Source organism: Dellaglioa sp. CoH-57-MRSF-21 (assembly GCF_056781915.1).
Genome location: NZ_JBXAXU010000002.1, coordinates 103,404 through 120,098, shown reverse-complemented (window position 1 = coordinate 120,098; position 16,695 = coordinate 103,404). Strand labels below are relative to the sequence as shown.

The window sequence follows — 16,695 nt, the reverse complement described above, 5'->3', positions numbered from 1 at the left end:
TCATCAAAACTTTCATTCATGTTTTTGATAATTTATAAGAGTTCTACCAATTTCCATTGACAAGTACCAGTATTTTATCATATACTATTAAATGTTGTTATGACTCGGTAGCTCAGCTGGATAGAGCATCCGCCTTCTAAGCGGACGGTCGTGAGTTCGAATCTCACCCGAGTCATAGATATCCATTCTAGACCGATTTATAAAAATAGGAATGCCTTTAAACGGGCGTTCCTATTTTTTTATTTAGGTGAAAACAGACTATAAAGGATAGAATGCTCAAAACATTTGTTGCATATTTGTTGCATGGATATTTTTATCAATAAATCTACTAAAGTATTAAAATATCAGGCGATAAGAAAGCATTTTCTGTCGGTAAGGCTGTTGGCAACGCTTTATATTGTATTACTGGAAAACACGTTAAAAATATCAAGCAATTACTTAAGCTTTAGTAAATTGTTTGAAATAAAACTATTAAAAAATCCCCTAACCTGTTGGTAGCAAGTTAGAGGGTATAAATATATTAACAAATAATTTTATCATATTTCTAGGAGTAGAGATATAGATTTCGGAGGAAATATATTCATGAGTACTACATTTACAATTATTTTTCTTATTGGTTTAGTTGTTTTTTTTACAGGTGTAACTTGGTTTATTGTAGCTTGGGGTAATAAAGCTTCTAATTTAATACCACTAATTTTATTGATTGCCGGTTTAGGCATATCAATTATTTCTTTTAGCGTGATGTCGGTAACATCTGATAAAGATTCGTCAGCGCGTTCATCGTCTAATTTTAGATCGTCAAGTGCTAGTGACTCGTCAGAATCAGATGATGATTCTAGTTATGATGACGATGATGATTCATATGTTGACGATGAATCTGAATCTGATTCAGAATCTGACGATGAGTCATACACTGATGATGAATCCGATTCAGAATCTACTTCATCTTTTGGCGATTCTGTAGATTTAACTGACGACTCAAAGATAACCGTTGACTCTGCTGAAAAAGAAACGTCAGTTCCTTTAAATGATGTTAAATCCGGTGATACACAAGTTGCTGTTAAAGTAACCGTTCAAAATAATGGTACAGGTCCACTAGATTTCAATGGTCAAAAGTTTGACGTCTATGATAGTGATGATACTATTGGGGAATTTAATTCAGAGACTTACTCTGGTAATATTCCAAATTCAATAGCTGCCGGAAAAAAAGCTGTAATGACATTATACTTTACAACTTCTAATGCTGGTCCGTTCTCTGTCACTTACGGGGACTCAACTTGGGAATAAATATTTAACTAATTTTAACGAGTGTATAGATACTTCAAGCAGGTGCAACTCCTGCTGCTCGTTTTTGTTTATCTACGTGCATAGGAATCACGTTAAAAGCTAAAAAGGAGAATATTATCATGAAAGTTTTTAATGTTAGTTTAGTTGTTAATGAAAATTGTATTACAGAATATGAACATTTTATTGATCCTCTAGTGACGCAATCAAAAAAAGAATCTGGTAATATTTCATACAATCATTTTAAACAATTAGGTGCCAACAATCGTTATGCAATAATTGAGCATTGGCAAGACCAAGACGCAGTTAACTTCCACAATGAAACAACTTATTTTAAAGAATTTTTAGCAGGCATCAATCAATTTGTAACTGAAGAATTACAAGTTATTGTAATGGACGCCTAACTACCCTTTCGACCACCAGTTAAGCTGGCTATGAGTGCAAGGCTCATTGGTCGTATTGCTACAAAATTTTAAAAATTTAAGGAGATTTAATTTATGGGAGCTACTTCAATTTCAGCCAGACACGCAAATACAACTCGTATAAAGGAAAAGTTGGTACCGTTTCTAAAAACCTGATTAATCGCCGTTTCTTTTCGGACCGACCTTATCAAAAACTAGCAACAGATGTTACAGAAGTCCGTTGGGGTGACGAAACAATCGATGAACGGGCCCATTTCACCTGTATTTATGATCTGTTTTCAGGCAAAATTCTAAGTCATCAGATTAGTAAACATCCAACAGTTAAATTTACAACAAAGGTTTTGAAACAAGCAATTGCAAAAATCCCAAAAGATTTAAATTATCGAACGACGATTCATTCTGACCAAGGATTCCAATATCAACACAAAAATTGGGTTACTATTCTCAAAAAATATCGTATTTTTCAGAGTATGTCACGTAAAGCAACATGTTTAGATAACGCTGCCATGGAAAGCTTTTTCCATATTATGAAAGCTGAAGCTTTCTATCAAAAAGAAACCGATACATATGAAACACTAGTTTCACAAGTACCGGTTTGGATAAATGACTATAATTTTTCACGAATTAAAATAAAATTGGGTTGTAAAAGCCCGGTTGAACACCGAATTTTTATAACCCAGAATGCTGCATAAAGCTTCGTCCAATATTTAGGGTTCACTTCATTTTATTATTTTTTATTATTGACTCAGCTTCTTCTTCTCCAGCCTCTATAGCCTTTTTTTGAGTATCTCGGATGATGTCTAAAATAAGCCCAAAAATATTCAAAGACGCCGTAAATACTAAAATTAAAACTATTCCTTTCAAATACAAAATTACTTCAAAATCAATAAAGGTTTCAAATGATATTAACATAGTACTAATTGATATTCCAACTATGGTTAGCCATAAAAATGAAGTCCACATAAATGGTGTGAATATTTCAACAAATACGTTTTTTAATTGAGTATCTGTTTTAGAAACTAAATATATGTGTCCTAAATTATCTATATCAAAGATACTTTTAACCGCAACAAATAATGCGAATGTAAAAGATAATCCGGTAACAGAAATACCCAATAAGCTTGAAACTTCATAATTAACATTAATAATATCCGGAAAAAATAAATATATTATTGTAAATATTACATTTATCGAAATTCCAATTTTAGAGTATATATTGCATATAGTTGCTCGTTTTGAAGTCCATAATGCTCTCATCAATGATTTATTATCTACCATACTATCACCTATTTATGAAAATTTTTATTAACTATTACAGGTACAATTTTCATTATACTCATTGCCCTATGTTTTATCGATTTAAGGTATCCTCGCTTAGCATCTTCACCCAATTGTTTACTTAACTCTACTGTATTTACTTTTTCTCCTCTAGGGGCACTATATATTTTTTTCACATCTTCAGCATTTATACGTTTTCGACTAGCAAGGTCCCTATCTTCAACTTGCTGGGCACCATTAGGATAGACAAGATGTACTGTTACTCTTGCATAATCTTGCTTAATGCTAACGCTATCTTGAACTGCATTAACTGATACAGCACCCATATTGGTATTTTCTGCTGTATTTATAAATGATTCTATTCTTTCAGACATACTAATAGCTTCTTTCAAACTTTTGTCATTAGTAGAAATTAAAATTTTTTCAGTTTCCAATTCATAAAAAAAATTCACTCCAGCATTTATATATTCTTTATCCTGAATATACCGTATTATTTTTCTAGCCTCTAGCATCATTTTACGACCATGTCCGTAACGTCCGTACCCTTTTAAGTTGCCTATTATATCATCTTCTAAAACATCATCTAATGATTCTTTTAAAAATGGATATTTTTTAAGTAATTTGTCCATTTTTGTTCTCATTTCAACTTTTGTAACGCCCAAAAATTCTTTTGTCCATAAAATGCCCGAATTTTTTTCATAGTTTTCTATAACAGCAAAATATTCCTCTTCTATTTTTTTAGATTGAGCAACAAATTCTGTATATTCTATAGATTTGGATAATTCTTCTTTAACATCAGTATCCTTAAAAATAAAATTTAAATATGTTCCCCTTTCAAATCCATTAGGTATTCCAAAACTATTAGTTAGATCATCCTTTATTACATTATGTTTAAGCTGTTTCCAACCTTCTGATTTTCTTTCAACGTAAGTTCTAATTATATTTGGTGCTAAATTTAATTTAAATACATAATAATTGTCCAAATAGTTACTCCTCCAAATAATTTATACTCGCTCTATTATTAAACAATAAAAAAGACAGGTAAACAATACCTTTCTCATGTGTGTATAAATATTTGGATTAGAGATTAATAACTGATATCAAAATATCATATTACTAATATAACAGATTAATCACTTCAATTTGTTCACTAAATGTTCACTTTTTGAAATCATGTAAGTCTTCAATTAAGAATGAATCAGCAAACTGTAAGCATGCTCGATTCTTGTAAAAACTGTATCTCGTCTTTTCATATCCTAAATCATCCATTTCAATATCATTTTATTTATTATCTTCTGCAATATAGACATCTATTAATATTTTTCTACTAATAGTGTCACAACTCTTTAAAGCTACTAGAACATTATTAATAACTTGCTCAGCATAGATACGTTTAGTTATGGTCTCTTCGTGTTGATTGTTCCCTGAGGTACTTTTTAGGCATATCCATGATAATTGGCGACTTAATTCCGCTAATATCCTTCTGACTATATCTCTGCATTTTTGGTAACCATACTTTAAAAAAACGTTTAACCTTATTAATTGTAGATTTTTCATTGACTTGTGGGAATAGTTCGTTAAATGAAGATATAGCATTTCCCCCTTTACGTTTGTTATAATCATTGCCAGTCAGAGTAATAGTTGTATGTATAAGTCACCTTACTAAGTGGGTTTTATGTTATCTAAATCATTAATGAAACTCAAGTAGTGTAATTTCTCTGATTACTTCATTCTTCTCCTAAATGGTCAACTCATGAATAGTATCAATAACTGCGCTACCTTTATAAGAAAAATTATTGTTAAATTTGATAATCATCTGAGGAACGTCATTCTGATTAGAGCAACGCATTAACTCATCCCTGTAAATTTTTTTGATACGTAGTCATCTGTTAACAGAAACTATTAGTCCTATAGTTTCTACTGAATGTACCACTATTTAAATATCATTTATTCAACATTCTATAGCTTTGCTATTCAGATCCAGCAATTTCATAAATAGTCAGTATTAGTTAAAAACAAAATACTGAGTTTACAATAACAGTTCTGAATTAGTAAGATATTAACCTAAACAAATACCTAGCCTTCATTTAAATAATTAATTTATCACCCAAGAAAATTTTGATGCATTTTAATAATAAAAATCATCCACAAGTTTATTTTCACCAACACCAAACATTTTTACCTACTCCCAGTTGTTATAATTTGTAGAATAACTGATAATTAGTTATTATAGAGAGGCATAAAAAAGTTTGGAGGAATTAGAATGAAATTATTAAATGATAGCACTCTAGAAAAAATCGGGAAGTTTGCAAGTATTTTATCTATCTTAATGTATGTCTCATACATCCCACAAATCATTTCCAACCTTAATGGTAGCCAGGGTAATCCTGTTCAGCCCTTGGTTGCCTGTATTAATTGCATATTTTGGACTGTCTATGGCGTATGTGGTAAAAATAAAGACTGGCCTATATTCTTTGCAAACGTACCGGGTATCTTTCTAGGCGCCATCGCTTTCTTCACTGCCTTATAAAATATCATATACATAAAATAGAATACTTACGTGCAGATAGGGAATCACGTTAAAAGCTCCATACGGGGGAATTCTTCATGAAACTAAAAATTAACACTGCAGCAGGTACTTTCGATATCATAAATACTATATTAGTAGCCTTTTCTTGGCTTATCGTTATTTTAACTGGTATCAATAAATCTACTGTAACATCACACGCTGTCTCTGGAACATCAACCTTAACTAGCGGTACAGCTATTTTCTTTTATATTATGCTAGGAATTGGCCTTATTCTTCACATTGTTGCACTTGTTCAATCAAGAAAAGCTGATATCTCTATTACTGGCCATGTTCTTGGTATTATTGGTTGCGGTTTATTTCTTTTATCAATGGTTTTTGCCCTTCCTACATTTATTTTATTAATCATTGCAGCAGTTTTCACACTCAAACAAGCTCCTGCTAAGCACTAATAAACAAAATTTAACATAAATTTCTAACGAGCGTATAGATACTTTTAGTAGGTGCGATTCCTACTGCTCGCTTTGCACCATAAAAATATTGGGGGATTTAAAATGAAAAAATTTATTAGCTTACTAGGGGTTCTAAGCGTATCAATGCTACTATTGTCTGCTTGCGAATATAGTTATAATTCTGATTCCAGTTCTAACAAAAATAGCTCTTCTTCTCAACAGTCGTCTGCATCATCCAACACAAAGGCCTCATCTTCTAAGGCCAAAGATTCTTCTAAAGAATCTTCATCATCTACTAAGAAGACATCTTCTTCTGAGAGCTTTGATATTAATGATAGTACTTCGTCTGCTAAAGACGTTCATATTCATGAATCTGAAGATGGTGCTGATTTTAATTTTGATACTGGTTCTTGATTTTTTACTTAAGTTAATTTTAAAAGAGATTAGTCTCATTCAAATAAAAACTGTTATTCAGTTATTAACACAAAAAAGCCTTCAATATTGGACAAAAATCCAATGTCGAAGGCTTTTCTTTATTAAAATTTAAAATACGAATTATTAATGATTCCTTATTTACGACGCTCAGTTGTAAATTAATTACTAATAATACGATACCAAGCTCTTAAAATTCAGTAACCTGCTTAAATTTTTGTCCAATATTATTGGTTAGCTCCAATTTAAGACTGTTTTAATTAATAATTATTTTCTTGTCTTTCAATATTTTCCATATTTTTTTTAACAAATTCATTTTCAATATCATTCCAAGACAATTTTAAATCAACTAACCCGAATTTAATAAAAAGATGCCAAGCATGTTTAAAATCTTCTAATTTATGACTAAATAAACTTTTAGAAATCATTAATTTTAACGATAAAAAGACTTTATTCAATGACATTGTCATAGGCTTTTTTGCAAAATCATCCATCTCTTCGTCACTAATTAATAATAAATAGGTCCATTTATTTTGATTGGCAATATTAAAAAAGAAACTCATTGCATCAACATATTCTGAGAGTACTGTCTCTTCATGCGTTTTGCCTTTTTCCATTTTTTGTCCACGATTTTCTTTCCAGACTTTAAACCATTCAACCGTGTTGGCTAATTCTGATAGTTCAACATCCAAGCTCACATAGGCGTTAAACAATCTCTCTTCAGGACTCCATCTAATTTTTTTATCTTGAATAACATCCCGATCAAAGCTTCGTTCCATTTGGATCATATCTGTTAAGTTCACTAAATTTTCCTCCAAAAAAATCTGCCCACTAGTAACTAACGGACAGACATTTTTTTATTATTTAAAAATCAAGGGATCTGATTTAATACTTAATTCATTTATATTATTCAAGTACCAATTTCTAATGAAAGGTTCATTCAACAAAATATCGAACCATGAAATTTCTTGGGCAGCATCCATAACAGCAACGACCCATTTTTCATTATCACTCTCACCCATTTGTTGTTGATCATAAATTGTTATTTCAGATTTAGCTAATTTTAAAACAGCACTATTATTTGCGCCTGCTTCAACCATTAACTCATTTTCTGAAGCAAGTACAAATAATTCATCGATAACACTTCGTTTAAGTATATCTTCAGACAATTCGTATCTTGCTGGATTACCTGAATCCAATAGATTAAGATCAACGCTAAATCCATAATCTTCTTTTAAATACGTCGCAAAATCAATTAACATCATTTCAAGATATTTAATCGATTTTGCGTCTAATTTTTCCAAGTAACTAACAATTAAGACATTTGTAATAGCTGTACTATTAATTCGAATCATTCTTTTACGTAAATTTAAATAAAATAAAGATTCTCCTGATTCTTGTGCAACATAATAAGCGCCATCATTATCATCAATTTTAAAGGAAAAACTATCTACGACATTAATCCCAGGTATTTCATGGACAAGTGCTTTTCTAGGCTCTGAGAAGTGTAAAATAGCCGTTTCATTATCATGCAAGTCCATTAAACGGTTAAAGAAGAGTAAACAATAATCTGCAGCACTATATTTTTGCGGGAATGTTAAATAATTAGTGTCAAGTTGATAACCCATCAAACTCATTGCGGCATCAATCAACTCAACTTTATCCTGGGTATTCATTAAAACATCTAATGTTTCCGTAAATTTAATCCCATTGTTCAGACTTAATTTAATTTGTTCATTAAAGTTTACTAAACGCGATTTTGTAGAAACTAACTGCTTTTCTTTTTCAGCCATTATTCAGTCACCTGTCCTTTTTGACTAATTAAGTGAGATAAATAACTGTAATATAAGGCATCATTTTGTTTAGTGAATTTTTCAAAATCACCAAATATACCAATAACACTTTGTCTTTCATAACCAATCAACGTATCTTCTTTGGCTAAACTTAAAACATCAGTCTCACTTGATTTAATATCTTGATATGCACTGCTGGCTTTTTCATCCATCTCAGTTAACTCTGTTAATCTTTCTTTTAACACGCGACGTTCTTCACGAATACGTCCAGCATCCCAAGGACGCCCTTTTTCTTGTGAATTACGTTTCATATCTTCGCGAATTTTGTCTTTTTCAGCGTCACGTTCATCCTGAGAATCAACTAATTCTTGACGTTCTTTATTTTGAATTGATATTTGATTAATTTTATCTGTATTAACACGTTTATTCGTTTCTTCCAATTCAAAAGACTTAGCTAATTTAGCTAGTTCTTCTTCATCAAATTTAAATTCAACATTTAAAACGTCTAAATAGCCAAATTCTTTTCGATCCCACCAATTACCAAAATGAATTTTGAATTTTCCAACTTCCATTTCTTCAAAATAGAAGAATGGATACGTATCACGTAAATATGAGATAAGTTTCAAACTTAAATATTGTTGAATTTGTGGATAATCTTTAATGACCAACTCTTCTTGAATGGCAGATTCCGAAACGCTTCTTTTCTTTAACACTAGTTGTGCGTAACGAGATTGGTTAATGAGTTGATAAACTAATCGATCATCTTCTTGTTTAATCGCCTCTCTAAGTTGATTTAAGTACTCAACTTTTTTAGATAGAGTGCGTTCGATATTGTTTGTAGCTTCACTGTGATCCGATAAATTAAATTGATTGTCTTTTATCATAGTTTACCCCTTATTCATATTTAATGATTATTTTTTTTACTATGTATTGTGATTTTTCTTTGCATAATCAAAAAAACTAAAACAATTTTACTTGTCCTAGTTTCATTATCAATCATTTAGTTAGTCATTTCAAACCTTTATTACACTTTTTTTAATAAAGTTCTAAATATTGATCTCTTTCCCATTCAGAAACTTCTTGACGGTAAGCAGCCCATTCTAATTTTTTGGCTTCAATAAAGCTTGGATATAAATGAGGACCCATTGCTTTTTCCATGATATCATCTTTTTCCAATGCTTTAATGGCATTGTGTAGTGTCGATGGTAAGTCACTAATATGATTATCTTGGCGTTCTTGACGGTTCATTACGTAAATATTTCTATCAACAGATGCAGGTGGTACAACTTTATTTCTAAGTCCATCAAGTCCTGCTTCTAAAATAGCCGCAATAACAAGATAAGGATTAGCAGTTGCATCAACACTTCTTAACTCTAATCGAGTTGATAACCCACGAGCCATTGGTACACGAACTAATGGCGATCGGTTACGTCCAGACCAAGCAACATAAACAGGTGCCTCAAATCCAGGGACAAGACGTTTATATGAGTTAACTGTTGGATTAGTAATTGCTGTGTAACCACGTGCATGTTGTAATAAACCACCTAAGAAGTGGTAGGCATCTTCAGATAATTGCATCTTATCTTTTTCATCAAAGAATGCATTACCATCTTTATGAAATAATGACATATTAATATGCATCCCTGAACCATTAATTCCATTCAATGGTTTTGGCATAAATGTCGCATGTAGACCATGTTTTCTAGCTACCGTTTTAACGACTAATTTAAATGTTTGGATGTTATCACAGGCTTGTAAAGCATCTGCGTATTTAAAATCAATTTCATGTTGGCCAGGTGCTACTTCATGATGAGAAGCTTCAACATCAAAACCCATGTTTTCAAGTTCTAACACGATATCTCGACGACAATTTTCACCTAAATCAACTGGTGCTAAATCAAAATAGCTACCTTTATCGTTTAATTGTGTTGTAGGTTTTCCCGTTATAGGGTCTAATTTAAATAAGAAAAATTCTGGTTCAGGTCCAATATTAAATTCAGTAAACCCTAAATCATTCATTTCTTTTAAGACACGGATAAGGTTATTTCTTGGATCACCTTGGAATGGTTTACGTTCAGCGTTATAAACTTCACAAATAATACGCGCAATTTTTCCATGTTCATGTTCCCATGGGAAAATCATCCAAGTTGATAAATCTGGGTATAAGTACATATCACTTTCTTCGATTCGAACGAATCCGTCGATTGAAGAACCATCGAACATTAATTTGTTTTCTAATAATTTGTCTAGTTGGCTAATCGGAACTTCCACGTTCTTAATAATTCCGAATAAATCTGTAAACATAAGTCTTAAAAATTTAACGTTCTCTTTTTTTGCCATTGTAACAATGTCATCTTTAGTGTATGCAGCTTTTGCCATTTTATCTCTCCTCAGTATTTATAATTTATAGACGCTTGTTTGTGTTAAAAGAAGGATCGTCAGGATTTTTAAGTCCACTAACTGAAAGAAATTCATTTTGAAAAATATGTCTAACATCATTATCTGTCAAAGGCTTTTCTAACAATTTGCGTTGCTTTTTAGCCTGTGCTTCCTTTTCAAAATAAATTTCTTTAATGCCAACCATATTCATGCCTTCATCTAAATAATCTTTAATTTCAAATAACTTATCAATATCATTCAGTGAATACATTCTGCGATTACCATCATTTCTTTGGGGCATAATTAACTCCTGCTCCTCATAATAACGAATTTGACGAGCCGTTAAGTCCGTTAATTTCATTACCGTTCCAATTGGTAATACCGCTAATGATCGTCTGAGTTCCTTCTCTTTCATAAACAAGCCTCCTTTTTAATTACATCCTTATAGTAACAAGGAAATAAATGACTGTCAACGTACAATGTTAGATTTTATAACATAGCTTACAGTCGATTGTTCAATAGAATGTTTTTTCAACTGCAGCTGTAACTGCTAACTTAACATGCGCATACGTTAACCCACCCTGAACATAAAGCGTATAAGGTTCTCTTATTGGACCATCAGCTGACAATTCGACACTAGCACCTTCAACAAAAGTACCCGCAGCCATAATAACTTTATCTTCATAACCAGCCATATCACTTGGTTTTGGTTCAACATATGCATCAACGGGAGATTCACGTTGGATAGCTTGAGCAAACTTAACCATTGGTTCTGGTTTACCAAAGTTAACCGTTTGAATGAGATCAGTTCTTGGTGCATCCCATTTTGGTGACACATCTAATCCCATTTTTTCAAGTAATGCACTCGTATAGATAGCACCTTTAATTGCCTCACCTGTTACATGAGGTGCTAAAAAGAACCCTTGAATAAAATCTCTCATAACATTTAAGGTGGCGCCCTCTTCATTACCAGTACCAGGTGTTGTTAGGCGGTAACCAGCTTTTTCAATTAAATCAGCACGTCCAACGATGTAACCACCCGTTTTAGCTAAACCACCACCAGCATTTTTAATTAGTGACCCTGACATGATATCAGCACCTACCTCTGTTGGTTCAATTGTTTCAGAAAATTCACCATAGCAGTTATCGATAAAAATAATCACATCTTTTGAAATTTTACGAACTTCTTTAATCATCTCAGCAATTTCAGATACCATAAAACTATCTCTAGTTGCATACCCACGAGAACGTTGGATTGCAACAACTTTAACCTTATCCGTTAACTTTTCTTTTAAACCATTAGAATCCATATGATTGTCAGCCGTTAATGGGACGTAATCAAACCCGATACCATATTCTTTCATTGAACCAATACCCGTTCCAGAAATACCAATAACTTCCTGAATCGTATCGTATGGCATCCCAGTAATATATAATAAATCGTCCCCTGGTCGTAACATACCAAAAAGGGCTGTTGAAATTGAATGCGTTCCTGAAACAATTTGTGGTCTCACCATTGCCGCTTCTGTTTTGAAAACATCTGCATAGATACGATCAAGTCCATCGCGGCCGATATCGTCGTATCCATATCCTGTTGATCCGGCAAAATATGTTTCAGAAACATTATTTTTCTTAAAAGCTTCCAAGACTTTTTGTTGGTTAAACAAAACCTGTTCATCAATTTCTTTTAGTCTTGGTTCAATTTGAGTATCAACTTCTCCTACAACATTTGCTAACTCCTGTGATAAATTATCTATCCATTTTTGCATATATTCTTCTCCTTATGACTTTTGTCCTTTTAACCAATCCACTATTTGTATTTCTATTTTACTTAGTTGTTCCGGATGCTCGATTAAATCAAACCAGTTAACTGCCATTTTATTTCTAAACCAAGTTAATTGTCGTTTTGCGTAACGCCTTGAGTTGCGTTTTATTAACTCTGTCGCTTCATCAAGTGATTGTTTTTCTTCAAAATAAGCATATAGCTCTTTATATCCAATACCTTTACTAGCTGGTAAATCATTGGTTTTTTGGTTAAAAAGCCATTTTGCTTCATCAATCAGCCCGGAACCAATCATAAGGTCAACTCGACGATTAATCCGATCATATAGCACTGACCTATCAGTCGATAACCCAATAATAAAGGGGTTAAACTCATCCGTTTTTTGATCCGCTTGCGCCGAAAACAATTGATTTGATTTTTTAATAACCTCTAATGCCCTGATTACTCGTAGCGTATTATTAACTGGAATTTTTAATGCTGCATTTGGATCTAAGCTTTCTAATTCTTGCCAAAGTGCCTCAGGACCGATTTTTTCACTACGTTCTTGTAATTCTTTTCTTAAATTTAAATCGTCGTCATTATCTGTTCCCAATTGAAAATTATCAAGTAATGCCTGTAAATAAAATCCGGTCCCACCAACAATTATTGGTAATTTCCCTCTAGAGGCAATATCACTAATTGCTGCGCGACTTTCGACTGTAAAATCAGCGACTGAATAACGTTCATCACTATTCTTGTGATTAATTAAATAATGTGGAATTCCATCCATCTCATCTTCTGTAATTTTAGCCGTCCCTATATCTAATTTCCGGTAAACTTGCATAGAATCGCCTGAAATAATCTCACCATTAAATTTTTTTGCTAATTTTATCGATAAATCAGTTTTACCAACTGCAGTTGGCCCAACAATTAACAATACTTTTTGCGTCATTTCTAATCTCCTTGAATATCTTTTCGTACTTCTATTGCTTTTGCAGGAAAATCTGTAAAAATGGCATCATATTTCTTTTTAAAACAATAAGTCATATCCTTAACTGAATTAACTGTCCAAGGGCGAATCAGTAGCTTTGGCCAAAATAAGCCATGTCGTTCTCTCAGCCAGGTCACATCAGGGTGTAAGCTAGTGATTAAATGATGCTTAGCCAATTGACGCGACTCTTTAATTTTAAATTGGAATAAACTCGCGAATTCTGCATCAGGATTAATTTTTTGCATTCTACGAATTGAGTTTGGATTAAAACTAGAATACAAAAGATGAATATCTGATGGTAATTGTTCCATTTGTTTATTTACAAGTTCTTCTATACCTTGGTATTCTATATGATTCGTTTTTAATTCTAAATTAAAAGTGCCTTTAAAGTTGTTATCTTTTAACAACTCAATTACTTCTTTTAATGTTGGAATTTGTTCACCTTGATAGTCAGAACTGAATTTAATTCCTGCATCTGCTTTTTTTAATTCCGCTAGTGTCAGATTTACTACCTTACCTGTTAAATTTGTGGTCCTATCAATTTTTTCATCATGCATAATGATTAGTTCACCATCTTTAGACAACTGAACATCAGTCTCAATGCCGTCGGCTCCTGCATCTATTGCGGCCTGAAAACTAACTAACGTATTTTCTGGTCTGGTTCCCTTACTTCCGCGATGCGCATAAATTTTGGTCTGCATATACAAGTCACCCCTAACTTTCAAAAATTATTATATCATTAATCGTAAAATAGCGGTGCTTTTAGTGGCAATTTTAGATTGAATAAGTCATAATAAAGATGTCAAATGAATAAGGAGGTCTACATAATGAAAAACTTTTCAAAAGGTTTCTTAGTCGGAACTGCTGCAACTGTAGGCGCATTAGTTGGTAGCGTCTTTGCCTTTAAAAAAACTGTTGTTGCACCCATCGAAGAAAAAGAACAAATGATTGAAGAAAACCGTAAACGTGCAACACGTAAGAGCCGTTCATCACACCATTCATAAACTAATAAAAGCATTGAAGAATTTTCATTCCTCAATGCTTTTTCTTTTTAGCGTTTTTTTGTTCTACCATCCCATTTTGAAAAACCTGTTTTCAAAATAGTAATATCTGTATAGCCTTGTTTGTGTAATTTATAGGCTGCTCGAGTACTAATCGATTTACCTTGGTCATATAAGTAAAGAGGTAAATCTTTTCTTAAACCACCAATCGCTGTTTTAAATTGAGAATAGGGAATATTTCTTGCTCCCATAATATGAGAAGCATCAAATTCACTTTTTTCACGTAAATCAACAACTTGCGCCTTACGCATACCTTCATTAAATTCTTCATTTGTTACTAATTTAGCTGCACGGCGACCCATATACCAAAGATAAAATTGGTTACCAGCTAACCCAACTAAAATAATAATCAAAATGATATTAATTATTAAACTAACCTTTACTGCTCCTAAAATCATACTAGTTCTCCCCTCAATTATTATTTAATAAACTGACGAGCAAGTGAAGCGGCACCAATAACGCCAGCTTCATTTCCTAATTGTGCTAATTTTAATGATGTTGATGAACGAACTGTTGGGAATGAAAATTGTTTAAAGTATTTAGTAACTTGATCTAATAGGAACGTTCCAGCAGCAGAAACACCGCCACCGATAACAATATATGCTGGATTTAACATATTACCTAAGTTACCACAAGCTAGTCCAAGATAATACGATACCTTATCAACGACCATTTTACCTAAAACATCATTCTCTTTAGCTAAATCAAAAACTAATTTAGATGTAATTTCTTGTCCGTCATCTAACATTTCTTTTAATTTTGATTGGCCAGCAAACTCTTCAGCCATATCACGAGCTACACGTACAACACCAGTAGCTGAAGCATATTGTTCTAAACAACCATGCTTACCACAAGTACACATGTAGCCATTAGGTTCAACTGTAATATGTCCAACTTCGCCACCAGCACCAGCAACACCATGTAATAATGCACCGTTAGCGATAATACCGCCACCAACACCAGTTCCAAGCGTGATGAAGGCAACTTCATCATCATTTTCGCCAGCGCCTTTCCAACGTTCACCTAAAGCAGCAACGTTGGCGTCATTATCAATAGCAAATGGAATTTGTGTACCGGATTCAATATCTGCTTGAACATTTTGCAATGTTTTCCAGTTCAAATTATATGCACCAATAACAGTTCCATCTGCACGATTTACTGTACCTGGTGAGCCCATACCAATTCCAACGAATTGATCAGCAGTCATATCAAATAGTCTGATATGGTGATTAATTGAAGCAATGATATCTGGCACAATATGTGAGCCTTCATCAAGAACGTTTGTTTCAATACTCCATTTTTGTTGAATATCGCCTGTTTCAGTTAAAATAGCGAATTTAACTGTTGTGCCACCTAAGTCGACACCAATTAATTTTTTTTCAATTACCATTATTCAAATTCCTCCACTTACACTCTCAATTATTTTGTTCTTCAACTCGATGTTCATGAGATAGTACAATTTTAGCTCTAGCATAGATTTTGTCATCAATCACTCCTGATCGATGTAAATTATCTAATTCCAATGCCATTAATTCAATATCCCACATACGTTTACCAACATAAACGTACACACCAAATTGTTTCAATAGTTGTTGGACATCATACAAATTTTTCAATTAACGGTCACCACCTTAAACTAGATACTATTAGAAATTCCAATTTTAATCAGAATTAAATTGATAATAATTAAAATAACGAATGCAGCTATCTGTTTAATATGACTGATTCGTGCCAATCTTGGTGCGCCTACAGTCGTTGCGATTAAGAATCCAGATAAAATACCGCCAATATGAGCTGCATTATCTGTACTTGACGACATAAACCCAAACGCAAGATTTAACACAATGAATAGTAAAAATTGCTGCGACATTTGTCTAAAATAGGCACTTTTTCTAAAATTATCACCTAACATTAGGAATGCCCCAAATAAACCAAAAATAGCACCACTAGCGCCTGCCGAAATAGTATCTGGACTGAACGTGAAACTTGCAATATTGCCAGCAATTCCAGCAAGCAAATAAATGCCTGTAAAACGCCAATGACCAAATAACATCTCAATTTGGATACCAATAAAATACAATGTAACCATATTAAGGACAATATGTTCAAATCCAATATGTAAAAATATGGGATTAAATAATCGCCACCACTCGCCGTCCATGATCAGTGGATTATATTTAGCGCCAAATTCAATTAATACATTTGTGTCTTGACTACCACCAGCAAGTGTCATTGCGATGAAAACAATTGCTGATAATCCAATAAAAAAGTACGTCATAAATGGTGTATTTTTGTATTTTGCCAAATTCATAGA

20 protein-coding genes, 1 tRNA gene and 1 pseudogene are annotated in these 16,695 nt (G+C 32.7%); 8 read left to right on the top strand and 14 right to left on the bottom strand.

Going from position 1 to position 16,695, the window contains the following annotated elements; genetic code table 11:
• The first annotated feature begins 101 nt into the window (after window positions 1-101).
• The 4 genes and pseudogenes from AC1RPQ_RS02510 to AC1RPQ_RS02495 all read left to right on the top strand — a co-directional run.
• Window positions 102-175, top strand: a tRNA-Arg gene (locus tag AC1RPQ_RS02510).
• A gap of 407 nt (window positions 176-582) precedes the next feature.
• Window positions 583-1,287, top strand: coding sequence for a DUF4352 domain-containing protein (locus AC1RPQ_RS02505; protein ID WP_481761242.1), 705 nt, complete (start codon window positions 583-585; stop codon window positions 1,285-1,287).
• 119 nt (window positions 1,288-1,406) lie between these two features.
• Window positions 1,407-1,688 (top strand): putative quinol monooxygenase, encoded by a 282-nt coding sequence (locus tag AC1RPQ_RS02500; RefSeq protein ID WP_481761241.1) that lies wholly within the window; start codon window positions 1,407-1,409, stop codon window positions 1,686-1,688.
• Between the two features lie 116 nt (window positions 1,689-1,804).
• Window positions 1,805-2,398: pseudogene (locus AC1RPQ_RS02495) on the top strand (IS3 family transposase); the annotation flags it as partial.
• Between the two features lie 22 nt (window positions 2,399-2,420).
• Here the strand turns inward: AC1RPQ_RS02495 and AC1RPQ_RS02490 are convergent.
• Window positions 2,421-2,984, bottom strand: coding sequence for a hypothetical protein (locus AC1RPQ_RS02490; protein ID WP_481761240.1), 564 nt, complete (start codon window positions 2,982-2,984; stop codon window positions 2,421-2,423).
• 8 nt (window positions 2,985-2,992) lie between these two features.
• Complete coding sequence (locus AC1RPQ_RS02485; RefSeq protein ID WP_481761239.1) at window positions 2,993-3,967, bottom strand: hypothetical protein; 975 nt, start codon at window positions 3,965-3,967, stop codon at window positions 2,993-2,995.
• Window positions 3,968-5,247: 1,280 nt separating this feature from the next.
• Here AC1RPQ_RS02485 and AC1RPQ_RS02480 point away from each other — a divergent pair.
• The 3 genes from AC1RPQ_RS02480 (at window position 5,248) to AC1RPQ_RS02470 (ending at window position 6,377) form a co-directional block, all read left to right on the top strand.
• On the top strand, window positions 5,248-5,514 hold the full coding sequence (locus AC1RPQ_RS02480) for a SemiSWEET family transporter (RefSeq protein ID WP_481761237.1): 267 nt from the start codon (window positions 5,248-5,250) through the stop codon (window positions 5,512-5,514).
• Between the two features lie 77 nt (window positions 5,515-5,591).
• Window positions 5,592-5,963 carry a transporter gene (locus AC1RPQ_RS02475; RefSeq protein ID WP_409022645.1) on the top strand — a complete coding sequence of 124 codons (372 nt, stop codon included), beginning with the start codon at window positions 5,592-5,594 and terminating at the stop codon, window positions 5,961-5,963.
• A gap of 144 nt (window positions 5,964-6,107) precedes the next feature.
• Entirely contained in the window at window positions 6,108-6,377 is a 270-nt protein-coding gene (locus AC1RPQ_RS02470; RefSeq protein WP_481762174.1) for a hypothetical protein, read from the top strand.
• A 278-nt stretch (window positions 6,378-6,655) separates the two neighbouring features.
• On the opposite strand, the gene AC1RPQ_RS02465 is transcribed toward AC1RPQ_RS02470, so the two are convergent.
• From AC1RPQ_RS02465 to AC1RPQ_RS02430, 8 genes are all read right to left on the bottom strand, one after another.
• On the bottom strand, window positions 6,656-7,198 hold the full coding sequence (locus AC1RPQ_RS02465; RefSeq protein ID WP_481761235.1) for a dUTP diphosphatase: 543 nt from the start codon (window positions 7,196-7,198) through the stop codon (window positions 6,656-6,658).
• A gap of 57 nt (window positions 7,199-7,255) precedes the next feature.
• On the bottom strand, window positions 7,256-8,188 hold the full coding sequence (locus AC1RPQ_RS02460) for a hypothetical protein (RefSeq protein ID WP_481761234.1): 933 nt from the start codon (window positions 8,186-8,188) through the stop codon (window positions 7,256-7,258).
• Window positions 8,188-9,072 carry an exonuclease SbcC gene (locus AC1RPQ_RS02455; protein ID WP_481761233.1) on the bottom strand — a complete coding sequence of 295 codons (885 nt, stop codon included), beginning with the start codon at window positions 9,070-9,072 and terminating at the stop codon, window positions 8,188-8,190. The genes AC1RPQ_RS02460 and AC1RPQ_RS02455 overlap by 1 nt, the downstream gene beginning before the upstream one ends.
• Window positions 9,073-9,223: 151 nt before the next feature.
• Entirely contained in the window at window positions 9,224-10,567 is a 1,344-nt protein-coding gene (gene glnA / locus AC1RPQ_RS02450; RefSeq protein WP_409022650.1) for a type I glutamate--ammonia ligase, read from the bottom strand.
• A gap of 25 nt (window positions 10,568-10,592) precedes the next feature.
• Entirely contained in the window at window positions 10,593-10,982 is a 390-nt protein-coding gene (locus tag AC1RPQ_RS02445) for a MerR family transcriptional regulator (protein WP_481761232.1), read from the bottom strand.
• 100 nt (window positions 10,983-11,082) lie between these two features.
• Entirely contained in the window at window positions 11,083-12,336 is a 1,254-nt protein-coding gene (locus tag AC1RPQ_RS02440) for a methionine gamma-lyase family protein (protein ID WP_481761231.1), read from the bottom strand.
• A 12-nt stretch (window positions 12,337-12,348) separates the two neighbouring features.
• Entirely contained in the window at window positions 12,349-13,281 is a 933-nt protein-coding gene (gene miaA, locus AC1RPQ_RS02435; protein WP_481761230.1) for a tRNA (adenosine(37)-N6)-dimethylallyltransferase MiaA, read from the bottom strand.
• A 2-nt stretch (window positions 13,282-13,283) separates the two neighbouring features.
• Window positions 13,284-14,021 (bottom strand): glycerophosphodiester phosphodiesterase, encoded by a 738-nt coding sequence (locus tag AC1RPQ_RS02430; protein ID WP_481761229.1) that lies wholly within the window; start codon window positions 14,019-14,021, stop codon window positions 13,284-13,286.
• A gap of 126 nt (window positions 14,022-14,147) precedes the next feature.
• Here AC1RPQ_RS02430 and AC1RPQ_RS02425 point away from each other — a divergent pair, with 126 nt between their 5' ends.
• A complete protein-coding gene (locus AC1RPQ_RS02425) occupies window positions 14,148-14,324 on the top strand; it encodes a DUF3042 family protein (RefSeq protein ID WP_409022655.1) in 177 nt (58 codons plus the stop codon).
• A 47-nt stretch (window positions 14,325-14,371) separates the two neighbouring features.
• Here AC1RPQ_RS02425 and AC1RPQ_RS02420 read toward each other — a convergent pair whose 3' ends face one another.
• From AC1RPQ_RS02420 to AC1RPQ_RS02405, 4 genes are read right to left on the bottom strand one after another with little or no spacing between them, the layout of a single operon-like run.
• Window positions 14,372-14,779 (bottom strand): rhodanese-like domain-containing protein, encoded by a 408-nt coding sequence (locus tag AC1RPQ_RS02420; protein ID WP_481761228.1) that lies wholly within the window; start codon window positions 14,777-14,779, stop codon window positions 14,372-14,374.
• 20 nt (window positions 14,780-14,799) lie between these two features.
• Window positions 14,800-15,765 carry an ROK family glucokinase gene (locus tag AC1RPQ_RS02415; RefSeq protein ID WP_481761402.1) on the bottom strand — a complete coding sequence of 322 codons (966 nt, stop codon included), beginning with the start codon at window positions 15,763-15,765 and terminating at the stop codon, window positions 14,800-14,802.
• Window positions 15,766-15,796: 31 nt separating this feature from the next.
• Window positions 15,797-15,997, bottom strand: coding sequence for a YqgQ family protein (locus AC1RPQ_RS02410; protein ID WP_409022657.1), 201 nt, complete (start codon window positions 15,995-15,997; stop codon window positions 15,797-15,799).
• A 20-nt stretch (window positions 15,998-16,017) separates the two neighbouring features.
• On the bottom strand, window positions 16,018-16,692 hold the full coding sequence (locus AC1RPQ_RS02405; RefSeq protein WP_481761227.1) for a rhomboid family intramembrane serine protease: 675 nt from the start codon (window positions 16,690-16,692) through the stop codon (window positions 16,018-16,020).
• Window positions 16,693-16,695 lie beyond the last annotated feature (3 nt).